Origin of the sequence: Achromobacter sp. Marseille-Q4962, from assembly GCF_943737005.1 — a bacterium.
Taxonomy (GTDB): domain Bacteria; phylum Pseudomonadota; class Gammaproteobacteria; order Burkholderiales; family Burkholderiaceae_B; genus Achromobacter.
On sequence record NZ_CALSFU010000009.1, the window covers coordinates 17,192 to 39,911 of the forward strand.

General features: G+C 68.5%; 21 protein-coding genes. 11 read left to right on the forward strand and 10 right to left on the reverse strand.

The window, feature by feature from the left end; all coding sequences use genetic code 11:
• Nucleotides 1-30 precede the first annotated feature (30 nt).
• The 7 genes from NGJ44_RS09490 (at nt 31) to NGJ44_RS09520 (ending at nt 7,622) form a co-directional block, all read left to right on the forward strand.
• Nucleotides 31-1,497, forward strand: coding sequence for a DegQ family serine endoprotease (locus NGJ44_RS09490; RefSeq protein ID WP_053245478.1), 1,467 nt, complete (start codon nt 31-33; stop codon nt 1,495-1,497).
• 238 nt (nt 1,498-1,735) lie between these two features.
• On the forward strand, nt 1,736-3,529 hold the full coding sequence (lepA, locus tag NGJ44_RS09495) for a translation elongation factor 4 (protein WP_053245477.1): 1,794 nt from the start codon (nt 1,736-1,738) through the stop codon (nt 3,527-3,529).
• A 23-nt stretch (nt 3,530-3,552) separates the two neighbouring features.
• The gene (gene lepB, locus NGJ44_RS09500) at nt 3,553-4,437 is read left to right on the forward strand and encodes a signal peptidase I (protein ID WP_053245476.1); all 885 of its coding nucleotides are present in this window, start codon (nt 3,553-3,555) and stop codon (nt 4,435-4,437) included.
• 11 nt (nt 4,438-4,448) lie between these two features.
• Nucleotides 4,449-5,210 (forward strand): ribonuclease III, encoded by a 762-nt coding sequence (gene rnc / locus NGJ44_RS09505; RefSeq protein WP_053245475.1) that lies wholly within the window; start codon nt 4,449-4,451, stop codon nt 5,208-5,210.
• A complete protein-coding gene (gene era, locus NGJ44_RS09510; RefSeq protein ID WP_053245474.1) occupies nt 5,207-6,097 on the forward strand; it encodes a GTPase Era in 891 nt (296 codons plus the stop codon). The genes rnc and era overlap by 4 nt, the downstream gene beginning before the upstream one ends.
• Nucleotides 6,090-6,677 (forward strand): DNA repair protein RecO, encoded by a 588-nt coding sequence (recO, locus tag NGJ44_RS09515; protein ID WP_053245473.1) that lies wholly within the window; start codon nt 6,090-6,092, stop codon nt 6,675-6,677. Before era ends, recO begins: the two co-directional genes overlap by 8 nt.
• Nucleotides 6,678-6,683: 6 nt before the next feature.
• Nucleotides 6,684-7,622 (forward strand): LysR family transcriptional regulator, encoded by a 939-nt coding sequence (locus NGJ44_RS09520; RefSeq protein WP_251863781.1) that lies wholly within the window; start codon nt 6,684-6,686, stop codon nt 7,620-7,622.
• On the opposite strand, the gene NGJ44_RS09525 is transcribed toward NGJ44_RS09520, so the two are convergent.
• The 9 genes from NGJ44_RS09525 to NGJ44_RS09565 form a co-directional block, all read right to left on the reverse strand.
• Nucleotides 7,597-8,700 (reverse strand): pyridoxal-phosphate dependent enzyme, encoded by a 1,104-nt coding sequence (locus NGJ44_RS09525; RefSeq protein ID WP_251863782.1) that lies wholly within the window; start codon nt 8,698-8,700, stop codon nt 7,597-7,599. The genes NGJ44_RS09520 and NGJ44_RS09525 overlap by 26 nt on opposite strands.
• Nucleotides 8,691-9,683, reverse strand: a complete 993-nt coding sequence (locus NGJ44_RS09530; protein WP_251863783.1) for a M14 family metallopeptidase — start codon at nt 9,681-9,683, stop codon at nt 8,691-8,693. The genes NGJ44_RS09525 and NGJ44_RS09530 overlap by 10 nt, the downstream gene beginning before the upstream one ends.
• 18 nt (nt 9,684-9,701) lie before the next feature.
• A complete protein-coding gene (locus NGJ44_RS09535; RefSeq protein WP_251863784.1) occupies nt 9,702-10,667 on the reverse strand; it encodes a Bug family tripartite tricarboxylate transporter substrate binding protein in 966 nt (321 codons plus the stop codon).
• A gap of 128 nt (nt 10,668-10,795) precedes the next feature.
• Nucleotides 10,796-12,094 (reverse strand): NTP/NDP exchange transporter, encoded by a 1,299-nt coding sequence (locus NGJ44_RS09540; RefSeq protein ID WP_251863785.1) that lies wholly within the window; start codon nt 12,092-12,094, stop codon nt 10,796-10,798.
• 11 nt (nt 12,095-12,105) lie between these two features.
• Nucleotides 12,106-13,014 carry an aldo/keto reductase gene (locus NGJ44_RS09545; RefSeq protein ID WP_053244818.1) on the reverse strand — a complete coding sequence of 303 codons (909 nt, stop codon included), beginning with the start codon at nt 13,012-13,014 and terminating at the stop codon, nt 12,106-12,108.
• A 148-nt stretch (nt 13,015-13,162) separates the two neighbouring features.
• Complete coding sequence (locus NGJ44_RS09550) at nt 13,163-13,873, reverse strand: Bax inhibitor-1/YccA family protein (protein ID WP_053244819.1); 711 nt, start codon at nt 13,871-13,873, stop codon at nt 13,163-13,165.
• Nucleotides 13,874-14,025: 152 nt separating this feature from the next.
• The gene (locus NGJ44_RS09555) at nt 14,026-14,340 is read right to left on the reverse strand and encodes a hypothetical protein (protein ID WP_053244820.1); all 315 of its coding nucleotides are present in this window, start codon (nt 14,338-14,340) and stop codon (nt 14,026-14,028) included.
• Nucleotides 14,341-14,376: 36 nt separating this feature from the next.
• On the reverse strand, nt 14,377-14,838 hold the full coding sequence (locus tag NGJ44_RS09560; protein ID WP_251863786.1) for a DNA polymerase III subunit chi: 462 nt from the start codon (nt 14,836-14,838) through the stop codon (nt 14,377-14,379).
• A 22-nt stretch (nt 14,839-14,860) separates the two neighbouring features.
• Nucleotides 14,861-16,366 carry a leucyl aminopeptidase gene (locus NGJ44_RS09565; protein WP_053244822.1) on the reverse strand — a complete coding sequence of 502 codons (1,506 nt, stop codon included), beginning with the start codon at nt 16,364-16,366 and terminating at the stop codon, nt 14,861-14,863.
• A 65-nt stretch (nt 16,367-16,431) separates the two neighbouring features.
• Here NGJ44_RS09565 and lptF point away from each other — a divergent pair, with 65 nt between their 5' ends.
• On the forward strand, nt 16,432-17,538 hold the full coding sequence (gene lptF, locus NGJ44_RS09570) for an LPS export ABC transporter permease LptF (RefSeq protein WP_053244823.1): 1,107 nt from the start codon (nt 16,432-16,434) through the stop codon (nt 17,536-17,538).
• A 103-nt stretch (nt 17,539-17,641) separates the two neighbouring features.
• Here the strand turns inward: lptF and NGJ44_RS09575 are convergent, their stop codons facing one another.
• Nucleotides 17,642-18,562 carry a LysR family transcriptional regulator gene (locus NGJ44_RS09575; protein WP_053244834.1) on the reverse strand — a complete coding sequence of 307 codons (921 nt, stop codon included), beginning with the start codon at nt 18,560-18,562 and terminating at the stop codon, nt 17,642-17,644.
• A gap of 170 nt (nt 18,563-18,732) precedes the next feature.
• On the opposite strand from NGJ44_RS09575, the gene NGJ44_RS09580 reads away from it, so the two are divergent.
• The 3 genes from NGJ44_RS09580 to NGJ44_RS09590 all read left to right on the forward strand — a co-directional run bounded on the left by NGJ44_RS09580 (nt 18,733) and on the right by NGJ44_RS09590 (nt 22,578).
• Nucleotides 18,733-19,950 (forward strand): ABC transporter substrate-binding protein, encoded by a 1,218-nt coding sequence (locus NGJ44_RS09580; RefSeq protein WP_251863787.1) that lies wholly within the window; start codon nt 18,733-18,735, stop codon nt 19,948-19,950.
• A 93-nt stretch (nt 19,951-20,043) separates the two neighbouring features.
• A complete protein-coding gene (locus NGJ44_RS09585) occupies nt 20,044-21,537 on the forward strand; it encodes a CoA-acylating methylmalonate-semialdehyde dehydrogenase (protein WP_053244825.1) in 1,494 nt (497 codons plus the stop codon).
• Between the two features lie 96 nt (nt 21,538-21,633).
• On the forward strand, nt 21,634-22,578 hold the full coding sequence (locus tag NGJ44_RS09590) for a CysB family HTH-type transcriptional regulator (RefSeq protein ID WP_053244826.1): 945 nt from the start codon (nt 21,634-21,636) through the stop codon (nt 22,576-22,578).
• The last annotated feature ends 142 nt before the right edge of the window (nt 22,579-22,720 follow it).

The window sequence follows — 22,720 nt, forward strand, 5'->3', positions numbered from 1 at the left end:
TGGCAGGCAGCAATTGCGGAGTGTTCATCTATGAAATTTCTGACGGTGTCGAACCTGGGTTTCCGGCGCGCGCTGGCGGCGCTGGCCGCGGCGGGCATGCTGTTGTCGGCCGCGGCTCCCGCGAGCGCGGCTCCCCTGGTGAGCCTGCCCGATTTCACGGCCGTCGTGGAGAAAACCGAGCCGGCCGTGGTCAACATCCGCACCACGGCCACCGTGCCGGTGCGCGGCCCCACGAGCGGAAGCGATCCCTACGAGCTGTTCCGCTGGTTCTTCGGGCCCGACTTCCAGCCGCCCGGCATGCCGCAGATCCCCTCGCCGCGCCAGCGTCCGCAGCCGCAGCCCGAGGAGCGCACGGTGCCGCGCGGCGTGGGTTCCGGCTTTTTCATCTCCGATGACGGCTACATCCTCACCAACAACCACGTGGTGAGCGACGCCACCGACATCTACGTCACGCTGACCGACGGCCGGGAATTCAAGGCCAAGGTCATCGGCACCGACGAGCGCACCGACGTGGCCCTCATCAAGATCGACGCCAAGGGCATGACGCCGCTGGTCATCGGCGACCCCAAGACCCTCAAGAAGGGCCAGTGGGTACTGGCCATCGGCTCGCCGTTCGGGCTGGATTCCACCGTGACCGCCGGCATCGTCAGCGCCATCGGCCGCGACACCGGCGAATACCTGCCGTTCATCCAGACCGACGTGGCCGTCAACCCGGGCAATTCCGGCGGCCCGCTGATCGACCTGGACGGCGACGTGGTGGGCATCAATTCGCAGATCATTTCGCGCAGCGGCGGCTTCATGGGCATTTCGCTGGCCATTCCCATCGACGAGGCCATGCGCGTGGTCGAGCAGCTGCGCACCACCGGCAAGGTCACGCGCGGCCGAGTCGGCGTGCAGATCGGCGAAGTGGGCAAGGAAGTGGCCGACGCCATCGGCCTGCCCAAGGCCGAGGGCGCGCTGGTGAGCAGCGTCGAGCAGGACGGCCCCGCCGACGAGGCCGGGGTGCAGCCGGGCGACGTGATCCTGAAGTTCAACGGCGAAACCATCAAGCGCTGGTCCGATCTGCCGCGCATCGTGGGCGAAACCAAGCCGGGCACCCGCGCCACCATGGAAGTCTGGCGCAAGGGCAAGACCGTGACCCTGACCGTCAAGGTCGGCGAGATTCCCACCGAAAAGGCCGCCGGCGCGGGCAAGCCGGACGCCGGGCCGGCGCTCGCGGCCACCAACGCGCTGGGCCTTGCCGTGTCGGACGTGCCCGCCGACGTGCAGCGCAAGCTGCGCATCAAGGGCGGCGTGCAGGTGAAGGCCGCCGAGGGCGCGGCCGCCAAGGCGGGCCTGCAGGAAGGGGACATCGTGCTGGCGGTCAACGACAGCGACGTGACGAGCGCCAGGCAGTTCGCGGAGCTGGTGGCCAAGCTGGACAAGAGCCGTTCCGTGGGCCTGCTGGTGCGCCGCGGCGACCAGACCCAGTGGGTGGCCGTGGCTCCCAGCAAATAAGCCTCAAGACCGGCTAAAATGCCTGGTTGCCGCAAAGAGGGGGCGCATGGCGCCCCCTCGTTTTTGCCCGGTTGCTCCCGCGGAAGCGGCCCGTTCCGGCGTCTGCCGGCCTGCGGCGGCCCGGGCAGTCCAGTACGGGCCCGGACCTGCGGCCCGGGCCCGTTTCGTCAACCGCGCGTTCGTGCGCGGCGGATCTTCCGCGGCATTGAGCCGAATTCCGTCCCTCTTTAATTCACGTATGCAGCATATCCGCAATTTTTCCATCATTGCCCACATCGATCACGGCAAATCGACCCTGGCCGATCGCCTGATCCAGCGCTGCGGCGGATTGGCGGATCGGGAAATGTCCGCGCAGGTGCTCGATTCGATGGACATCGAACGCGAACGCGGCATCACCATCAAGGCGCAGACCGCCGCCCTGCAATACAAGGCGCAGGATGGCAAGATCTACAACCTCAATCTCATCGACACCCCGGGGCACGTGGACTTCTCCTACGAGGTCAGCCGCTCCCTGTCGGCCTGCGAGGGCGCGCTGCTGGTGGTGGACGCCTCGCAGGGCGTGGAGGCGCAAACCGTCGCCAACTGCTACACCGCCATCGAGCTGGGCGTGGAAGTGCTGCCGGTGCTGAACAAGATGGATCTGCCCCAGGCCGATCCCGAGGGCGCGCGCCAGGAAGTCGAGGACGTCATCGGCATCGACGCGTCGGAGGCGGTGCTCGCCAGCGCCAAGACGGGCATGGGCATCGACGAGATCCTCGAAGCCATCGTGGCCAAGGTGCCCCCGCCCAAGGGAGACACCGAGGCGCCGCTGCAGGCGCTCATCATCGATTCGTGGTTCGACAACTACGTGGGCGTGGTGATGCTGGTGCGCATCGTCAACGGCACGCTCAAGCCCAAGGACAAGATCCTGCTGATGGCGTCGGGCGCCACTCACCTGTGCGAGCAGATCGGCGTCTTCACGCCCAAGTCCGTGCAGCGCCCGCAGTTGTCCGCCGGCGAGGTGGGCTTCGTGATCGCGGGCATCAAGGAGCTCGAGCATGCCAAGGTGGGCGACACCATCACGCTGGCGAACAAGCCGGCCGCCGAGCCGCTGCCCGGCTTCAAGGAAGTGAAGCCCCAGGTGTTCGCCGGCCTGTATCCGGTGGAAAGCTCCGAGTACGACCAGCTGCGCGATTCGCTCGAAAAGCTCAAGCTGAACGACGCGGCCCTGATGTTCGAACCCGAGGTTTCGCAGGCCCTGGGCTTCGGCTTCCGCTGCGGCTTCCTCGGCCTGCTGCACATGGAAATCGTGCAGGAGCGCCTGGAGCGCGAATTCGACATGGACATCATCACGACCGCGCCTTCGGTCGTGTACGAGGTCGAGCAGCGCGACGGCACCGTGATCACCGTGGAAAGCCCTTCGCGCATGCCCGAAGTAGGCAAGATCGCCGAGATCCGCGAGCCCATCGTGAAGGTCACGCTCTTCATGCCGCAAGACTACGTGGGCCCGGTCATGACGCTGTGCAACAACAAGCGCGGCGTGCAGACCAACATGAGCTACCACGGGCGCCAGGTGCACCTGACCTACGAAATGCCGCTGGCGGAAATCGTGCTCGACTTCTTCGACCGCCTCAAGTCGGTGTCGCGCGGCTATGCCTCGATGGACTACGAGTTCCTGGAATACCGTCCGGCCGACGTGGTGCGGGTGGACCTGCTCATCAACAGCGACCGGGTCGACGCCCTGGCCATCATCGTCCACCGCAGCAACGCGCGCGCCCGCGCCCGCGACGTGGTGAGCCGCATGCGCGGCCTGATCCCGCGCCAGATGTTCGACGTGGCGATCCAGGCCGCCATCGGCGCCGAGATCATCGCCCGCGAAACCGTGAAGGCCCTGCGCAAGAACGTGCTGGCCAAGTGCTATGGCGGCGACATCACGCGCAAGAAGAAGCTGCTTGAAAAGCAGAAGGCCGGCAAGAAGCGCATGAAGCAGGTAGGCAGCGTGGAGATTCCGCAGGAAGCATTTCTTGCGATCCTGCAGGTCGAAGACAAATAGAAACCTAGTAAGGCGGTTAGCTGATGAGTTGGAACTTTGCCCTGATCCTGTTCGTTCTGCTGGTGCTTACCGGCGCAATCTGGGTGCTGGACCTGGCGGTGCTGCGCAAGGGGCGGGAGCGCCGCGCGCAGGCGGCCATGGCCCAATACGATACGGCCCTCATCGGCGATGCCCAGGAGGCCGAGCGCCTGCGGCGCGAAGCCGGCGACGCCGCACGCCGCGTGCCGTGGTGGGTGGAGTACGCCGTCAGCTTCTTTCCGGTGATTCTCTTCGTGTTCTTCCTGCGTTCGTTCGTGGTGGAGCCGTTCCGCATCCCGTCCGGCTCCATGCTGCCCACGCTGCAGTCCGGCGACCTGATCCTGGTGAACAAGTTCAGCTACGGCATCCGCCTGCCCGTGATCGACAAGAAGATCATCGATGTGGGCGAGCCGCGGCGCGGCGACGTGTTCGTGTTCCGCTACCCGGTGGACCCGGACGTCGATTACATCAAGCGCATCGTGGGCCTGCCGGGCGACGAGATCGCCTACCTGGACAAGAAACTCTACGTCAACGGCAAGCTCGTGCCGCACGTGCGCGACGGCGACTACTTCGAGCCCGACCGTGTCTCCTATATCGCACAGTACACCGAAAAACTGGGTGATGTTGAGCATGAAATTCTTCTGGATGAAGGTAAATCGCAAGAATATGCCCCGATCTGGGGTTTTCCTGGAAAAGAAAACTGTCAGTACAGCCGGAATGGAGTACGCTGCAAGGTGCCGGCCGGCCATTTCTTCGCCATGGGCGATAATCGGGATAACAGCGCCGACAGCCGGTACTGGGGTTTCGTGCCTGAAGCCAATATCGTGGGCAAGGCCTTCTTCATCTGGATGAACTTCAGCGATCTCAGCCGCATCGGCCGATTCAACTGATTCCACTCGTCATGTCGCTAGCCACGCTAGAAAACCGCCTGGATCACCATTTTGGCGACCAGGCACTGCTCGAACAGGCGCTGACGCATCGCAGCCACGGCGCGCGCCACAACGAGCGGCTGGAATTCCTCGGGGATTCCGTGCTGAATTTCGTGGTGGCGGCCATGCTCTTCGAGAAGTACACCAAGATCGACGAGGGCGACCTGTCGCGCCTGCGCGCCAACCTGGTGAAGCAGGCGTCGCTGGCCGACATCGCGCAGCGACTGGAGCTGTCGCAGTATCTGCGGCTGGGCGAGGGCGAACTGAAGAGCGGCGGTTTCCGGCGCCCCTCCATCCTGGCCGACACGGTCGAGGCCATCTTCGGGGCGGTGTTCCTGGACGCGGGCTTCGACGCCGCGCGCCGCGTCATCGTGCGCCAGTACCAGCCGGTGCTGGCTTCCATGGATCCCAAGACCCTGGGCAAGGACGCGAAGACGCTGCTGCAGGAATACCTGCAGGGCCGCAAGCTGGCCCTGCCGGCCTATACGGTGGTGGCCACGCACGGCGCGGCGCACAGCCAGCAGTTCGAGGTCGAGTGCGCCATCGCCGCGCTGGAAATCAAAGTCACGGCGGCGGGCGCGAGCCGGCGGGCGGCGGAGCAGTCCGCGGCCAAGCTGGCGCTGGAGGCCGTGCAGGCCCTGGGCCCGGCCGCCAAGAGCGCCCGCAAGTCGGGCAAGGCGCGCAAGACCGCGCAATTGTCGCTGCCGGTGGCAGTGGCGCAAGAGATCAAATGAGCGATACCCCTTTCCGCACCGGCTTCGTCGCCATCGTGGGACGCCCCAACGTGGGCAAGTCCACCCTGACCAACGCCCTCATCGGTTCCAAGATTTCCATCGTCTCGCGCAAGGCGCAGACCACCCGCCATCGCATTCATGGGGTGCTGACGCGCGAGCGCGAGCAGTTCGTGTTCGTGGACACGCCGGGCTTCCAGACGCGCCACGGCGGCGCCATGAACCGCATGATGAACCGCGTGGTCACGCAGGCGCTGGCGGACGTGGACGTGGTGGTGCACGTGGTCGAGGCCGGCAAGTGGTCGGAAGGCGACGCCAAGCTGCTGCCGCTGCTGCCGGCACCCGAGCGCACCATCCTCGCCATCAGCAAGATCGACGCGCTCAAGAACCGCGACGAGCTCTTCCCCTTCGTGTCCAAGATCATGGCGCTGCATCCGTACGGCGCCGTGGTGCCCGTGAGCGCCACCCGCAACCAGCAGCTCGACCAGCTGCTCGACGAGATCGCCGCCCGCCTGCCCGAAGGCGAGCCCATGTTCGAGGAAGACACGCTCACCGACCGGCCCATGCGCTTCATCGCCGCCGAGCTGGTGCGCGAGAAGATCTTCCGCCTGGTGGGCGACGAGCTGCCCTACGGCTGTACCGTGGTCATCGAGCAATGGGAAGAAAACGACCGCGGCGCGCGCATCGCGGCCTGTGTGGTGGTCGAACGGGAAAGCCACCGGCCCATCCTGCTGGGTGCGGGCGGCATGCACATGAAGCGCATCGCCACCGAGGCGCGCCAGGACATCGCCAAGCTGCTGGACAAGCCCGTGCACCTGGAGGTGTACATCAAGGTGCGCAAGGGCTGGTCCGAGCGCGAAGGCGCGCTGCGCGACCTGGGCTATGAGTAGAAGGGCGCCGCGCGTCCAGGACCATCCGGGCTACATGCTGCACGCGACGGCCTGGCGCGAGACCTCGCTCGTCATCCAGACCTTCACTCGCGACCACGGCTGCGTGGCCATGGTCGCCAAGGGCGCCAAGCGCCCATACTCCACGCTGCGGCCGGTGCTCTCGGCCTTCCAGCCCCTGCTGCTTTCCTGGACCGGCAACGGCGAGGTCAAGACCCTCACCCGCGCCGAGATCGTGGGCGTGCGCCTGCTCAACGGCACGGCGCTCATGTCCGCCTGGTACATGAACGAGCTGCTGCTGCGCCTGCTGCCGCGCGAAGACGCGCATCCGCTGCTCTTCGACGCCTACGATACGGCCCTGCAGCAACTGGCCGGCGGCTCCCGCGCGGCCGGCGCGCTGCGGCGCTTCGAATGGACGCTGCTCAACGAGACGGGATACGGGGTGGACAGCGAGCCGCCCGATTTCGACGACCCGGCCGTCGAGCCCGGGCTGCGGCGCGACCTGCGCACCCGGCTCGAAGAAAACCTCGCCGGACGCCCGCTTTCCACCCGGCGGGTGCTGCTGGACCTGCAGCGCCTCTAAGCGGCCATGAGCTTCACGCTGCGCCAGATCGAGACGTTCCGCACGGTCTACGAGACGGAGAGCGTCACCGCGGCGGCGCGCCGGCTCGACGTCTCGCCCGCCACGGTCAGCGCCACGCTGGCCGCGCTGGAGGCCGCCCTGGAGCTGCGTCTGTTCGAGCGGGTGCGCCAGCGCATGCGCCGCACACCCGAAGCCACCCTGCTGTACGAGGAGATCCGGCGCCTGAACCTGGGGCTGGAAAGCCTGGGCCGCAAGGTACGGGCCATCCGCGGCGTCGCGCAGCCACGCCTCAGGGTGGGCTGCATCCACGCCTATGGCGGCGCGGTGCTCAGCGGCACGCTGTCGCGGTTCCGCGAGCGCTATCCCGACACGCCGCTCTACCTGCAGATCCGCGATTCCAACACGCTGCGCGACATGGTGGTGTCGGGCGAGCTGGACCTGGCCGTAGTGGCCGACGAGTCGGAACTGGAGGGGCTGCGCGGCCACCGGCTGGCCTGCCTGCGTGCGGTGGCGGTGTTCCCCCGCGCCCATCCGCTGTCGCGCCTGCAGACGGTGGACTTGGCGCAGCTCGCCGAAGTGCCGCTCATCGCGCTCAACGCCGAGGACGGCTCGCGCAAGCGCCTGGATGCGCTGGCCCGGCAGGCCGGGACGCCGCTGCGCCCGGCGATCGAGACGCCGTATTCGCACACCGTGTGCCAGCTCGCGCTCGCGGGCCATGGCGTGGGCGTGGCCAATCCGGCGACGGCCGTGGGGTTGGAGCCCGCCGGCCTGGCCCACCGGCCCTTGGCGGCCGCCGTGCATTTCGAATGCCACATGATCCTGCACGACGGCAGGCCGCTGTCCGAGGCGGGGCGCTACTGGGCCACCTGCCTGCGCGCGGCGCTCTCCCCGCTGGCGGAAGCCTTCGGCATCGAGGCGCTCAGCCCCGCCGCCCATCCGAGGTGAGCACCGCCACCACCCGCGATTCCGCATCCAGCGCCCCGGCCAGGCGCAGCGCCGGCAGCGCGGCCAGCGCGGCGGCCGACGACAGCTCGGCCGCGATGCCCAGGCTGGCCAGCATGTCCCGCGCGCGCCCGGCGGCCTGGTCGCCGGCTTCCACCGGCATGCCGCCCGTCCGGGCCAGCGCGGCGAGCGACTGCAGCGTGCAGGTGCCGCCGGCGGTCGAATACTGTGCCGTGTCGCCCAGCCACTGGCCGCGGGCGTGCCCGGCGGCGCGCGCCCGCGACAGCCGCGCAAAGGGTTCCACGGCATGCAGGCGCGGCAGGCGCTCGATGGCGCCGGCGCGCCGCAGCGCTTCCCAGCCCAGCGCAATGCCCCAGATCAGGTCGCCGCGCGCGGCGGGCACCACGATGTCGGTGGGCAGCCCGCAGGTTTGCAGAATCTCGGCCGCGATGGGCTTGTAGCCCTCCACGCCGTAGGCGTGCGTGCCCACCGGCGGATTCAGATAGTTGGTGCCGGCGAACGCGCCTTCCTCGCGGCACAGGCGGGCCACGTGGGGCCAGCGCGCCAGGCTGTCTTCGAATTCGGTCAGCCGCGCGCCGAAGGCGAGCATGGCCGCGCGCTGCAGAGGGGGGCAGCCGCGCATGATGGCGATGTCCGCCTCCAGGCCCGCGGCCGCGCAATAGGCGGCCAGGGACACGCCCGCATTGCCGCTGGAGGCGGCCGCCACCCGCCGCGCGCCCGCCAGTTTCGCGCGCGATACCAGCTGCGCCGACATCCGGTCCTTGTGGCTGCCCGTGGGATTGGCGCTTTCGCATTTGATCCACAGACGGCCGACGTGGGCGGCGCCCGCCAGCGCCGGCATGTCCAGGCAGGGCGTCGCACCCTCGCCCAGGGTGATCGCGTCCAGCACCGGCAGGGGCAGGGCGGCCGCGCCGGCCGGCGCCGGTTCGTACAGGCATTCCAGCGAGGCGGGGTCGCCGGCGCGCAGGCAGGCGGGGCACCCTTCGAAATAGTCTCCGGGCGGCAGGACCTGCGCGCAGCGGATGCAGCGCAGGCCCGTGAGGCGGGGATTCATGAGCATGGTCGGTACAAGTCGGGAAGAGAATCCAGGGAAAGCGCGCGTGCGACCTGGGCGAGGCAATCGCCGGGATGGCTGCGGGCGATGGCCCGCAGGCAGACGACGGTGCCGGGCTGGGACGGCAGCACGGCGCGGGCCGGCAGCTCGGGGCGCGCGGGTTCGATGAGCGTGCCCAGCGCCTGGCCAGCTTCCAGCGTCTGCCCGAGGCAGGCTTCCGGAATGAAGACGCCGGCTTCGGCCGCGCGCAGCGTGGCCGCGTCCGCGTTCAGGTCGTATAGGGCGGGGGAGGCGGCCGGTGCGCGGGGGCCGCGGTCGAGCAGGCCCAGTTCCGCCAGGCAGCCCAGCAGCCCGTCGCGGCACCGCGCGACCAGCGCCTGGCTGGATTCGCGTCCGCCGCCGATCTCGGCGCTCAGGCGCAGCACCCCGTGCCGGCTGGCCGCCGCGGGCATGGAGCCGGGCTCCCCGCCCCGGAAGAAGATGCAATGCGGCAGGCCGAAGGCCCGGGCCAGCGCCGGCAGCCGCGCGTCGTAAGGGTCGTCGCCCTGCCGCGTGATGACGGAGGCGGGCAGGTAGCGCAGGGACGCGCCGCCGCTGTGCACGTCGATGAGCGTCTGGATGCGGGGCAGCAGCCGCGCTTCCAGGGCCGCCGCCACGCTTTCGGTGTAGCCGCGCGCCGGCGCGCCCAGGAACGCGCGGTTCAGGTTGCCGCCGTCGGAAGGCGAAAGGCGGGCGCCGGCCAGCGAGGCTTCCGCGTTCGCCGCCGGCAGCAGGTACACCGTGCCCCGCCGCAGCAGGTCCGGAAGCCGATGCCACAGTTCGAGAATGGCGGCCTGGCCTTCCCATTCGTCGCCATGCACGCCGGCCATCAGCGCCACGGCGGGGCCCGGGCCGGCGTCTATTCTGAGCACGGGAGTGGCGATGCGCCGATACGCGGAGTCGTTGGTGGCCGCGGCGCAGGAAAAATCCTCTCGTTGCGTGGTAGCCATGGATATGCGCTCCGCCTTTCAGTCCAGCGTGGTGCCGGCGGCTTTGATGAGGTGTTCCCACTTCGGCATTTCGCGCCGTATCTGGTCGCGCACCGCTTCCGGCGGTCCGTCCAAAGGTTCCTGCGAGCGGCTGCGCAGCTCCTGGGCGACGGCGGGCGAACGCAGCGCGCGGTTCAGCGCATCGTTGAGCCGGGCAATGGCGGCGGGCGGGGTGCCAGCCGGCGCCATCAGCGCGCTCCATGCCGACTGCTCGTAGCCCGGATAGCCCTGCTCGGCCACCGTGGGCACGTCGGGGTTGGACGCCGCGCGCTGGCGGGTGGTGACGGCCAGTGCGCGCAGGCGCCCGTCCTTCAGGTTGCCGATGAGGGGAGGCAGGTTTTCCATCATTGCGTCCACGTGGCCGCCCAGCAGGTCCGATAGCTGGGCGGAGGTGGCCTTGTAGGGAATCTGCCGGACCGCGGCGCCGGTCTGGGCGATGAACAGTTTCACTCCGACCTCGCTGGTCGTGCCGGGGTCCGCCGAGGTCATGGTGAGGCGGTCGGGCCTGGCCTTGCTGGCGGCGATGAAGGCGGGCAGGTCGCGGTACGGCGAGGCAGCGTTGACGACGATGACGTTGGGCGTCTCGGCCACCAGGCCGATGGGAGCGAAATCCCGGTCCAGGTCATAGAGCTGCTGCTTGAACAGATAGCGATGCAGCACCAGGGTGCCGACGTGGGCGTACCCGATGGTGTAGCCATCGGCGGGCGCGCGCGCCAGCGCCTGGGTGCCGATGCGCCCGCCCGCGCCGACGCGGTTTTCCACCACCACCGGCTGGCCCAGCTCGCGGCTCATCTCCTGGCCGATCAGGCGCGCCGTGATGTCGGCGTTGCCGCCCGCCGCGGCGGGCACGATGAGCGTGATGGCGCGCTCGGGGTATTCGGCCCGGGCGCCGTGCGCGCCCAGGCACAGGAATAGGGCAGCGAGCCCGAAGAGCTTGCGTGTCATGGCGGTTCCCCTTGATGTTTTGGCGTACGCCATTGTGGCGGCCACGCCCGGCAAGGTTGTTCGCCTGGCTGATATGGATGTTCAGGAAAAGCGAATCGGGGCAGGCGCAGCCCAGCGTCAACACGCTTTCAGGGCGTGCCTGCGTCCGGGCGCGCGGCGTCGGCCCGGCGTCCGAGCCGGTAGCCCAGCGCCGCCGCGGCCAGCGCGCAGGCCGCGCCCATCAGCGCGATCAGCGCGGCGCCGTAGCCCAGCGCGTCCACGCCGGCCTTGACCCAGCCGCTGGCCGCGTCGCCGCCGCGGTACACCACGGTATCGATCGCGTTCTTGGCCTTGTACTTGTCTTCGGCCGGCACCACCGTGAAAAGCATTTCGCGGCCGGGCTTGACCAGGGCGTATTCGCCCACGCGGCGCACGATCATGGCGGCGGCCAGCACGCCGAAGACCGGATGGGCGGCAAGCGCCAGGAAGGCGATCCCCACCGTCAGCGGCGCCGCCGCCAGCAGGAAGCGCACGCCCAGGCGCGCCGCCGCGCGCCCCGTGAAAAACACCTGCGACAGCAGGGAGAGCGCCTGCACGGTGAAATCCAGCGCGCTGAAGATGCGGATACGCTGGGCGGCGGTGGGAAACGCATCCGCCACGAGCCGGGCCTGTTCCATGTACAGAAATGTGTTCAGGGCCGAAAGCAGCACCACGAGCGCCGCCATGCCCAGCAGGAAGGGAGACTGAGCCAGGCGCGACAGGCCGGCGAACAGCGAGCCGCCCAGGGGCCGGCGGATGTCGTCGCCCGGCTGCGCGCCGTCGCGCGCCGCCCGCCAGCGCAGCAGCCAGCGCTTCAGGGGCAGGGTGGCGCACAGCAGCCCCGCGGACAGCAGGAGCAGGCCGGCCGGGCCCAGGGCGCCGGCCAGCAGTCCGCCCAGCAAGGGGCCGCACAGGCCGCCGGCGCTGGCGCCCGCGGCGATGAGCGCGAACAGCCGCTTGGCCGATTCCATGCGGAACACGTCGGCCATGAGGCTCCATCCCAGCGAGACGACGAACAGGTTGAACACCGATAGCCACACATAGAAAACCCGCGCGATCCACACGCTGTCGGGCCGGGTGTGCAGGGCGGCGCCGAAAGCCGCCATGGCCAGCGCGAAAATGCCGTAGATCCAGGTGAGCAGGCGCGCGCGGGGCGCCCGCGCCGAAAACCAGCCGAACAGCGGCACCACCGCGAGCGTGGCGGCGAAGGTGGCGGTGAAGAGCCACTGCAACTGGTCCACGCCCGCCTGGATGCCCAGGGTTTCGCGTAGCGGCCGCAACATGAAGTAGCCGCAGAACAGGAAGAAAAAGAACGCGAAGCCGCAGGTGGCGGGCGCGAGTTCCCCGCGTCCCAGTCCCAGCAGGCGTTCGGCGCGCGACGGTTCGGGCGCGGCGGGAGGCTCGTCCATGCGCCGGGCCGTCAGGCGAACAGGGCCGCGATGCGTTCGCGCCCGGCCGCGCCGGGCAGCGGCCCGAAGCCGGCGCGAGCGTTGTCCGCCATGTTGGCGGGCTTGGAGGTGGCGGGAATCGCGCAGGTGACGGCGGGGTGTGCCACGATGAATTTCAGGAAGAGCTGCGCCCAGGAGGCGCAATCGAATTCCGCGGCCCAGCCGGGCAGCGGCTTGCCGCGCACCTGGCGGAACAGCGCGCCGTCCTGGAAAGGGCGGTTGATCAGCACGGCCACGCCTTGCGCCAGGCAGGCGGGCAGCAGCCTGCGCTCGGCGCTGCGCGCGCCGACCGACAGGTTCACCTGCACGAAATCCGGTTTTTCGCGTTCCACCAGGGCGGTCAGTTCGTCATGCGCGTGGTCGGCATAGTGCGTGATTCCGATATAGCGCGTGACGCCCTGCCGCTTCAGCTCGCGCAGCAGGGCAAGCTGGTTGGCGGTGTCGATGAGGTTGTGGATCTGGATCAGGTCCAGCGTGTCGGCGCGCAGCGCGCGCCGCGATCCGGCGACCTGCTCCAGGGCGGCGTCCCGGCCTCTCGCGCCGATCTTGGTGGCGAGGAAGACGCGTCGGCGCCCCCCGGCGCGCTCCACCAGCGTTCCGGTCACGGCTTCCGCGCGGCCGTAGCTGGGCGCGGTGTCGATCAGTGTGCCGCCGGCCTGCAGCAGCGCGTCCAGCACCTGCGCCAGCGGCGCCATGGCCGCGGCGTCGTCCGGCGCGACATCGAAGGTGTCGGCGGTGCCCAGGCCGATCACGGGCAGGGCCTCGCCGGTTGAAGGGATCTTGCGCTGCAGCATGCCGTCCGGGGCGGCGGGAACAGGGGGGCTGGCCGCCGCCAGGGCGGCGCAGGCGGCGGCTTGCAGGAACTGGCGGCGGTCTGGCATGGGCGTTACTCCCGACGACGAAGCGGCCGCGCCGGCGTCGGCCGCACGGCCCGCGGATCCGGCTGGCGTTGCCTCCTTTTTACAGGCGCCGCGCCGGAAAGAAAAAGGGCCCGCATCGTCGCGGGCCCCTCATGCCTGGCTGTGCCGCTTATTCGCGGTCGCCGCCGAAAATGCCCAGCAGCATCAGCAGGTTGGAGAAAACGTTGTAGACGTCCAGGTAGATGGCCAGCGTGGCCGAGACGTAGTTGGTTTCGCCGCCGTTGACCACGCGCTGCAGGTCCACCAGCATGAAGGCCGAGAAGATGACGATGGCCAGGACGGAAATCGTCAGCATCAGGGCCGGCAGCTGCAGGAAGATGTTGGCCAGCGCGGCCACCAGGATGACCACCGCGCCGATGAACAGGAATTTCTGCAGGCTGGACAGGTCGCGCTTGATGGTGGTGGCCAGTGTGGCCATCGTGCCGAACACGATGGCGGTGCCGCCGAAGGCCGTCATGACGAGCTGCGAACCGTTGCCCATGCCCATCACGAAGCCCAGCAGGCGCGACAGCATGACGCCCATGAAGAAGGTGAACGCCAGCAGCAGCGCCACGCCCAGCGAGCTGTTCTTGTTTTTCTCGATGGCGAACATCAGGCCGAACGCGCCCACCAGGAACACGATGGCCGAAAGCCCCGGGCTCGCGCCCATGGCCTGGTTGATGCCGGTGTACAGGCCGACCGCCGCGCCGAGCACGGTGGGGACCAGCGACAGCGCCAAGAGCCAATAGGTGTTGCGCAGCACCTTGTTGCGCACGACCTCGCCCGGCGCGCCGGCGAGCGCGCCGGAACGGTTAAAAGGGGACGGACGATATTCGTTCATGGAGGACTCCTGTGTGCGGCAAGATGGGTATTGCCCGATAAGCTTAGATGCCAAGGATACCTTACAGTTCCCTTAATAATCCAGTGCCGCGCCAAATGGACGAGACGGGGACGAGGCGCGGGACGAAACGTGGCGAGGGCGCGCGGACGGCCTCAGCCCCGTCGGGTGCCCTGCATGACCCGCGCCACGATGGCGGGCAGTTCGGCGTCCATGCGGGCCTGGATCTGTTCGACCGCGTCGGCCAGCGCCTGTTGCATCAGGGCTTCGACCTCGGCCTGCAGGCGGGCCGCGAGCACGGAGGCGTCGGGCGGGGGGGCGACGGGTTCGGGCGCCGGCCGCGGGGCGGCGGACACCTGTTCGGTCAGCACGGGGAACGGATCGCCGGCGGCGCCGGCCGCGGGAGCAAGCGCCGGCTCGGCCCGCTCGGTGAGCGTGGGGATGCCGGCATCGTCGCGGTGTAGGGGCATGGTGGACCTCACGGTCGGGAAAAGACGCGGCGGGTGTCAGGGGGCGGACGCGCGGCGGGCCAGGTCGTGGCTGCGCGGGACGTGCCCCGCGCCCTGGTAGGCGCGCCAGCGCTGGCGCGCGGCCTGCCTGTCGTCGTGGTCGTCGGACACGATTTCCAGTACGCGCTCGAAAGCGTCGAAGCCGGGCGGGCAGCCGTCGTCCAGGTTGAGCAGCCAGGGCCTGGGAGCATCGCCGGGCGCGGCCTTGGCGGCCGCCTGCTGCGGGTCGGCGGCGGTGAGGACCACCGGCGTATCGGGCGCGAGCGGGTCGTTCGCCAGCACGTGCGGCACGAAAGAGGTGTCGTCAAACGCCCAGAGCATGCGGTCGAAGGTCGCCAGGCGGGAGCCGTCGCTGCAATACACCAGCAGCCGCTGGCCCGCCAGATAGCGCTTGCGCGCCACCTGGCAGGCCGTGCGCAGGCGGTCGGGCGCGCCGAAGGCGAAATCGATGCGCGTCATGCCCGGGCTCCGGCCTCGCGGTTCAAACCTGGTCCAGCAGGTACTGCATCAGGAGCGGCACGGGGCGGCCGGTGGCGCCCTTGTCCTTGCCGCCCTTCCAGGCGGTGCCCGCGATGTCCAGATGGGCCCAGCGGTACGCCTTGGCGAAGCGCGACAGGAAGCAGGCCGCCGTGACCGCGCCGGCCGGGGGGCCGCCGATATTGGCCATGTCGGCGAAGTTGGACTTGAGCTGCTCCTGGTAGGCATCGTCCAGCGGCATGCGCCACGCGGGGTCCAGCGACTGCCGGCCCGCGGACAGCAAGGCCTCGGCCAGCGCGTCGTCCTTGGTGAAAAGGCCCGAGTTGACGTGGCCCAGCGCCACCACGCAGGCGCCGGTGAGCGTGGCGATGTCGATCACGGCCGAGGGCTTGAAACGCTCGGCGTAGGTAAGGGCGTCGCACAGCACCAGGCGCCCTTCGGCGTCGGTGTTGAGGATTTCGATGGTCTGGCCCGACATGCTGGTGACCACGTCGCCCGGCTTGTTGGCCGTGCCGCTGGGCAGGTTCTCGCAGGCCGGGATGAGGCCCACCACGTCCAGCGGCAGGTTCAGCTCGGCCAGGGCGCGGAAGGCGCCCAGCACGCTGGCGGCGCCGCACATGTCGTACTTCATTTCGTCCATGGTGGCGGCCGGCTTGAGCGAGATGCCGCCGGCATCGAAGGTGATGCCCTTGCCGACCAGCACTACCGGGCCCTGCGCGCCCTTGCCGCTCTTCTTGGCGGGAGCGCCGGCGTGGCGCAGCACGATGAAGCGCAGGGCTTCGTCCGAGCCCTTGGCCACCGAGAGGAACGAGCCCATGCCCAGCGCCTCGACCTTCTTGCGGTCCATGACCTCGACCTTGATCGACTTGAATTCGCGGGCCAGGCGCTTGGCGGTTTCGCCCAGGTAGGTGGGCGTGCACAGGTTGCCGGGCAGGTTGCCCAGGGTGCGGGTGAGCGCCATGCCGTTGGCGATGGCCGCGCCTTCGCGCAGGCCGCGCTGGGCCTGGGCGGCCTCGGCGCGTTCGACGATCTGCACGATTTTCTTCAGCTTGGGGCGGGCGTCGCGGTCGGGCTTGCCGAAGGTTTCGTCGTAATGGTAGGAGGCGGCGCCGGCCGCGACGGCGGCGCTGCGCGCGCGGGCCGCGAGCGGCACGCCTTCGATGGGGTTGGCGGCCAGCGTGGACACGCCCTCGGCGAGCTGCGCGGCCACGCAGGCGGAGGCGAAGGCCTGTTCGGCCGAGGCGTGCGCACGGGCCGAATACTCGTCCTGCTTGCCCAGGCCGACCAGCACCACGCGCTGGGCGCTCACGCCCGGCAGGTTGCGCAGCACCAGCGTGGCGCCGGCGCGCCCGCGGAACTCGGCCTTGACCACGGCGCGCACGGCGCCGTTGCTGGCGCGGTCGATCAGGTCGGCGGCCGGCGAGAGCACGCTGTCCGCATAGATGCCGATGCCCAGCGCGGCGGTTTTGATTTGGTGCAGGGAAGCGGTGGTCTGTGTGCTAAATTCCATGAGGGTTTCCCGTGTGCGTCTGTTTCTCAACGTGGCGGTCGGCTCATTATCCCGCATATTCTCCCATGTCTCTATTCAAGCGCTCTGTCGTCAGCGAGATCACCAGTCACGCTGGCGTGGTCTTCTCCACCCTCATCGTCGTATGGCTCAGCGTGCTGCTGGTGCGCCTGCTCGGCGAAGCGGCGGGGGGCAACATCGGGGCGGACGTCGTCGTGGTGCTGGCCGCGCTGTCCACCATCACCGCGCTGCCGACCATTCTGGCCGTGTCGATCTTCATCGCGGTGCTGACCACGGTGACGCGCAATTACCGCGAGTCCGAAATGGTGGTGTGGTTCGCCAGCGGGTTGTCGCTGGCGGACTGGCTGCGCCCGGTGCTGCGCGTGGCGGTGCCGGTGGCGCTCGCGGTGTCGGCGCTGACCTTGGTCGCCTCGCCCTGGGCCTACCGCCAGATCGGCGAATACCGCGAACGCTTCGAGCAGCGCTCCGACCTGGCCAAGGTTACCGCGGGCCAGTTCGCCGAATCCAGCGGCGGCAAGCGCGTGTTCTTCGCCGAGAATCCCGAGCGGCCCACCGACGAACTGGGCAATGTGTTCGCGCGCGAGATCGGGCCCGAGTGGCTGAGCGTGCTGACCGCGGCCAGCGCGCACACCGAAACCAAGCCCAATGGCGACCGCTTCCTGGTGCTGGGCGAAGGGCACCGCTACGACCTGAAGCCCGGTACGCCCGAGATCCGGCTGGTGCATTTCGAGAAATACGGCATCCGCCTGGAGAGCAAGTCCGGCGGCGATCCCGTGGCCGAAGCCCGCGCCGCGGCGGAGCGATCGTCCAAGGCGCGCTCCACGGGGCAGCTCATCGCCGACAACACCAACAGCAGCTGGTCGCAGGTAATGTGGCGCCTGGCGCTGCCGCTGGCCGCCCTGAACCTGGCGCTGCTCGCCATTCCGCTGGGGGCGGTCAATCCGCGCCTGGGCCGTTCGGGCGATCTGCTCATCGCCGGCCTGGTGGGCCTGCTCTACATGAATCTCATCAATCTCTCGCGCGCCTGGATTTCCAACGGCAAGCTCAGCTTCGGCGTGGGCGTCTGGCTGATCCACGGCATCGTCGCGGCGCTCACCGCCTTCCTGCTCATGCGCCGCCTGCGCGTGAAAGCCCCGCGCAATCAGAACGGCTGAGTGCGCGCCAGGCGCAACCCGCAATGAACGGCGGCATGCGGCCCACGGCCGGGCCGCCCCGGCGGGGCGCGGCCCGGCCGTCAGGCGCCGGCTCCCGCGCGGCCTACGGCAGGTATTTCATCCTGCCCTTGCGGCCCGAAAGCAGGTCTTTGTTGCGCAGCACCGATTTGCGGATGAATTCCCACAGCGCATGCACGCGCTTGAGTTTGCGCAGGTCTTCGTGGCAGTACATCCAGAACGAGCGGGTGATCTCCACCTCGTTTTCCAGCACGGGCGCCAGCCGCGGGTCTTGTGCGGCGATGAAGCACGGCAGGATGGCCAGCGATTGGCCCTGCAGGGCCGCGTGGTATTGCGCCACCACGCTGGTGCTGCGCAGCACCACCTTGCTGGCGGGCAGCAGGTCTTCGAGATAGCGCAGGCGCTCGCTGAAGAGCAGCTCGTCCACATAGCCGATGAAGGTGTGCGAGGACAGGTCCTCGCGCGAACGTATGGGTTCGTGGCGCGCCAGGTAGCCGGGCGTGCCGTACAGGCGCAGCGTGTAGTCGCAGAGCTTGCTGCACACATAGGGCCCGCGCTGCGGCCGCTCGATGGTGATGGCCAGGTCGGCCTCGCGCTTGGAGAGGCTGACAAAGCGCGGCACGGGCAGGATGTCCAGCGTGATGTGCGGATAGCGGCGCTGGAAGTCGGCCGCCAGCGGCGTCAGCACATAGCTGCCGAAGCCTTCGGTGGCGCCGATGCGCAGGTGCCCGGACAGGGCCTGGCCGATGCCGGACAGGTTTTCGCGCGCGGTGTGGACCGCGCTTTCCATCTGCTCGGCGTGCACGAAGAGGCGCTGCCCGTCGTCGGTGAGCACGAAGCCGGCGCTGCGCGATTTCTCGAAAAGCAGGGTGTCCAGCTCGGCTTCCAGGGCGCGGATGCGCCGCGACACGGTGGTGTGCTCCACCCCCAGGCGGCGGGCGGCTGCGCTGGCGCGCTGGGTGCGCGCCACCTCCAGGAAATACCTCAGGCTGTCCCAATCGAGCACGTTTTCCCCGCGGTTTCGGTATGTGCATGAATGCACAAGGAATGTGCATTTCTGGTGTTGCTTGTTGATTTTCACACATCTACACTGGACCGGCAGCTCCCGGGCGCATTCCGGAGAGCGGTAGGCCGCAAAGACGGCGCCACAACGCATAACACTCAGGAGACAAATCCATGAAACTGCACGCACGCGGGCTGGCCGCAGGCTTGTGTCTGGGCGCCGTTCTGGGCGCTTCCGCGCAGGCCGCCGACAAGCCTCCGGTGAAGATCGGCATTTTGACGGACATGTCGGGCACGTATGCCGCCATGGGGGGAGCGGGCTCGGTGGCGGCGGCGCAGCTGGCCATCGACGATTGCCTGGCGGCCGAGTGCAAGGGCATGAAAATCGAGCTGGTGTCCGCGGACAACCAGAACAAGGCCGACGTGGGCGCGGCCCGCGCGCGCGAATGGTTCGACCGCGACGGCGTGACGGCCATCGCCGACCTGACCAATTCCGCGGTGGCACTGGCGGTGCAGGGCATTGCGCGCGAGAAGAACAAGGTGGTGATGTTTTCCGGGCCGGCCACCACGGCGCTCACCAACAAGGATTGCTCGCCGGTGGGTTTCCACTGGATGTTCGACACGTATTCGCAGTCCGCGGGCGGCGCCAAGGCCACGGTGAGGTCGGGCGGCAAGTCCTGGTTCTTCATCACGGTGGACTATGCGTTCGGCCATTCGCTGGAGGCCGATACCGCCAAGGCCGTGCGCGCGCTGGGCGGTACGGTGGCGGGCAGCGTGCGGCATCCGCTGAACGCTCCCGATTTCGCTTCCTATCTGCTGCAGGCGCAGAGTTCCAAGGCGCAGGTGGTGGCGCTGGCCAACGGCGGCCAGGACACGGTCAACGCGGTCAAGCAGGCGCGCGAATTCGGCATCGTGGCGGGCGGCCAGCGGCTGGTGTCGCTGTTGATCTTCCTGTCCGACCTGCGGGCGCTGGGGCTGGAGAACGCGCAGGGGCTGTCGTATGTCGACGGTTTCTACTGGGACTATGACGACGCCACGCGCCAGTGGTCGTCCCGCTTCGAGAAGGCGTTCCGCGGCCTGAAACCCACCATGACGCAGGCGGGCGTGTATTCCAGCGTGCTGCACTACCTGCGCGCCGTGGCCGCCACTGGCAGCACCGACGGCAAGACCGTGGCCGACAAGATGCGCGAGCTGCCCATCAAGGACCCCATCATGCGCAACGCGTCCATCCGCCCCGACGGCCGCGTGATTCACGATATGTATCTCTATGAGGTGAAAAAGCCCGGCGAATCCAAGGGCGGGTGGGATTACTCCAAGCTGGTGGCCACGATTCCCGCCGCCGAGGCTTTCCAGCCGCTGGCGGATTCGACGTGCCCGCTGGTCAAGAAGTAGGAGCCGAAACGGGAGCCGGCCGCGCCGGCCGGCTCCGTGCATTCATGAACGCGGATCCGTCCGCATCGACACAGGCAGTGTGAGGAGCATCAAATGAGCGAAGTCCCCCGCGTTCCGCTATTGATCGGCGGCAAGCTGGTCCAATCCAAAACCACCGAGTGGCGCGACGTGATCAACCCCGCCACGCAGGAAGTCGTGGCCAAGGTTCCGTTCGCGACGCGCGAAGAGCTGGACCTGGCCGTTTCCAACGCCAAGGAAGCCTACAAGACCTGGCGCAACGCCGGGCAGGGCGCCCGCATGCGCGTCATGCTCAAGTTCCAGGAGCTGCTGCGCGCCAACACGGCCAAGCTGGCCGAGATGATCACCCGCGAGCACGGCAAGACGCTGCCCGACGCCGAAGGCGAGGTGGGCCGGGGCCTGGAAGTGGTGGAGCACGCGTGCTCCATCGCCAACCTGCAACTGGGCGAGTACGCAGAGAACGCGGCGTCCGGCATCGACGTCTATACCCTGATCCAGCCGCTGGGCGTGTGCGCCGGCATCACGGCTTTCAATTTCCCCGTGATGCTGCCGTGCTTCATGTTCCCCATCGCAGTGTCCTGCGGCAACACCTTCGTGCTCAAGCCCTCGGAGCAGGATCCCTCGTCGTCGCTGTTCCTCGCCCAGCTCGCGCTGGAAGCCGGCCTGCCGCCGGGCGTGCTGAATGTGGTGCATGGCGGGCCCGAGATCGCCAACGGCCTGTGCGAGCATCCGGACATCAAGGCGGTGTCCTTCATCGGCTCCACGCGCGTAGGCACCGAGATCTACCACCGCGCGTCGGCGGCCGGCAAGCGCTGCCAATCCATGATGGGCGCCAAGAACCACTGCGTGATCCTGCCCGACGCCGATCCGGACGTGGCGCTCAACCAGCTTGTGGGCGCCGCCTTCGGCGCCGCCGGCCAGCGCTGCATGGCGGCTTCGGTGGCGGTCCTGGTGGGCGAGGCCCGCAACTGGCTGCCCGATTTCGTCGAGCGCGCCAGGAAGCTCAAGGTCAATGTCGGCACCGACCGCGAGGCCGACCTGGGCCCGCTGGTGTCGCCCAACGCGAAGAAGCGCGTCGAGAGCCTGATCCAGAAGGGCGTGGACGAAGGCGCCCGGCTGCTGCTGGACGGCCGCAACATCAAGGTGGCGGGCTTCGAGCAGGGCAATTTCGTGGGGCCGACGGTTTTCGACGGCGTGACGGAAAACATGACCATCTACACCGAGGAAATCTTCGGGCCGGTGCTGTCGGTGGTGGGCGTGGAAACGCTGGAGGAAGCGGTGGCGTTCATCAACCGCAATCCCAACGGCAACGGGGTGGCGCTCTTCACGCAGGACGGGGGCGCGGCGCGTTACTTCCAGAACAACATCGACGTGGGCCAGGTGGGCATCAACATTCCCATTCCGGTGCCCGTGGCCTGGTTCAGCTTCACGGGCTCGCGCGGTTCCAAGCTGGGCGACCTCGGGCCCAACGGCAAGCAGGCGGTGCAGTTCTGGACCCAGACCAAGACGGTCACGGCGCGCTGGTCGTCCCACGGCAAGAGCGTCAACACCACCATCACCATGCGTTGAAACAGGGACGCCTTGCAATTAAGCTTATGCAAATAAGTAATATTGAAAGGCTTCCTTATTACTTATAATTGGCCCCTTGTTACCAGGGGCCAATCAATGAACCTCCAGCAATTTCGCTTCGTGCGAGAGACCATCCGGCGCGACTTCAACCTTACCGAAGCCGCCCGGATGCTCTATACCTCCCAGCCCGGGGTGTCCAAGGCCATCATCGAGTTCGAGGACGAGCTCGGCATCAAGATCTTCGAGCGCCACGGCAAGCGCATCAAGGGCCTGACCAAGCCGGGACTGGCGGTGTCCCAGGTCATCGACCGCATCATGCGCGAGGTCGACAATCTCAAGAAAGTCAGCGACGAATTCGCCCGGCGCGACGAGGGCGGGCTGGTCATCGCCTGCACGCACACGCAGGCGCGCTACCTGCTGCCGCGCGTGATTCCGGCGTTCCGCCAGCAGTTTCCCAAGGTGCACCTGTCGCTCGCGGAGGGCAGTCCCGCCCAGCTCGCCGAAATGGTGCTGCACGAGCAGGCGGACCTGGCGCTGGCCACGGAATCCCTGGCGCTCACGCCGGGCCTGGCCACCCTGCCCGTCTATGCCTGGGAGCACACGGTGGTGGTGCGCCCCGACCATCCGCTGGCCGAGCTGACATCCAGCGCCGCGCGCCAGATTTCCCTGGAACAGCTGGCGGAATATCCCATCGTGACCTACGACCGCGCCTTTACCGGCCGCACGACCATCGACGAGGTGTTCGCCAACCAGGGCGTGCATCCCGACATCGTCCTGGAAGCCATCGACGCCGACGTCATCAAGACGTACGTGGACGTGGGGCTGGGCATCGGCATCATCGCCGGCGTGGCCTACGATCCGCGCCGCGACGCCAACCTCGTGGGGCTGCCCGTGGGGCATCTGTTCGGCACCCACACCACGCGGGTGGGCGTGAAGGCGGGCGTATTCCTGCGCGACTACGTCTATACCTTCCTGGAGATGCTGGCCCCCTCGCTGACCCGCGCGGTCGTCACCGAGGCGGTGCAGGGCACGCCCAGATAGGACAGGCCCCGGCGGCATCGATTTCCCTGGCGGGGCGCGCAAGCGCCCCTTTTTTTCGCTCTGCAGCAAGACGTGGGGCTATGCGGTGGAGCGGGCTCATAAAAACAATTAAATAAGAATGTCTCTCATTTGAGTTGACTAA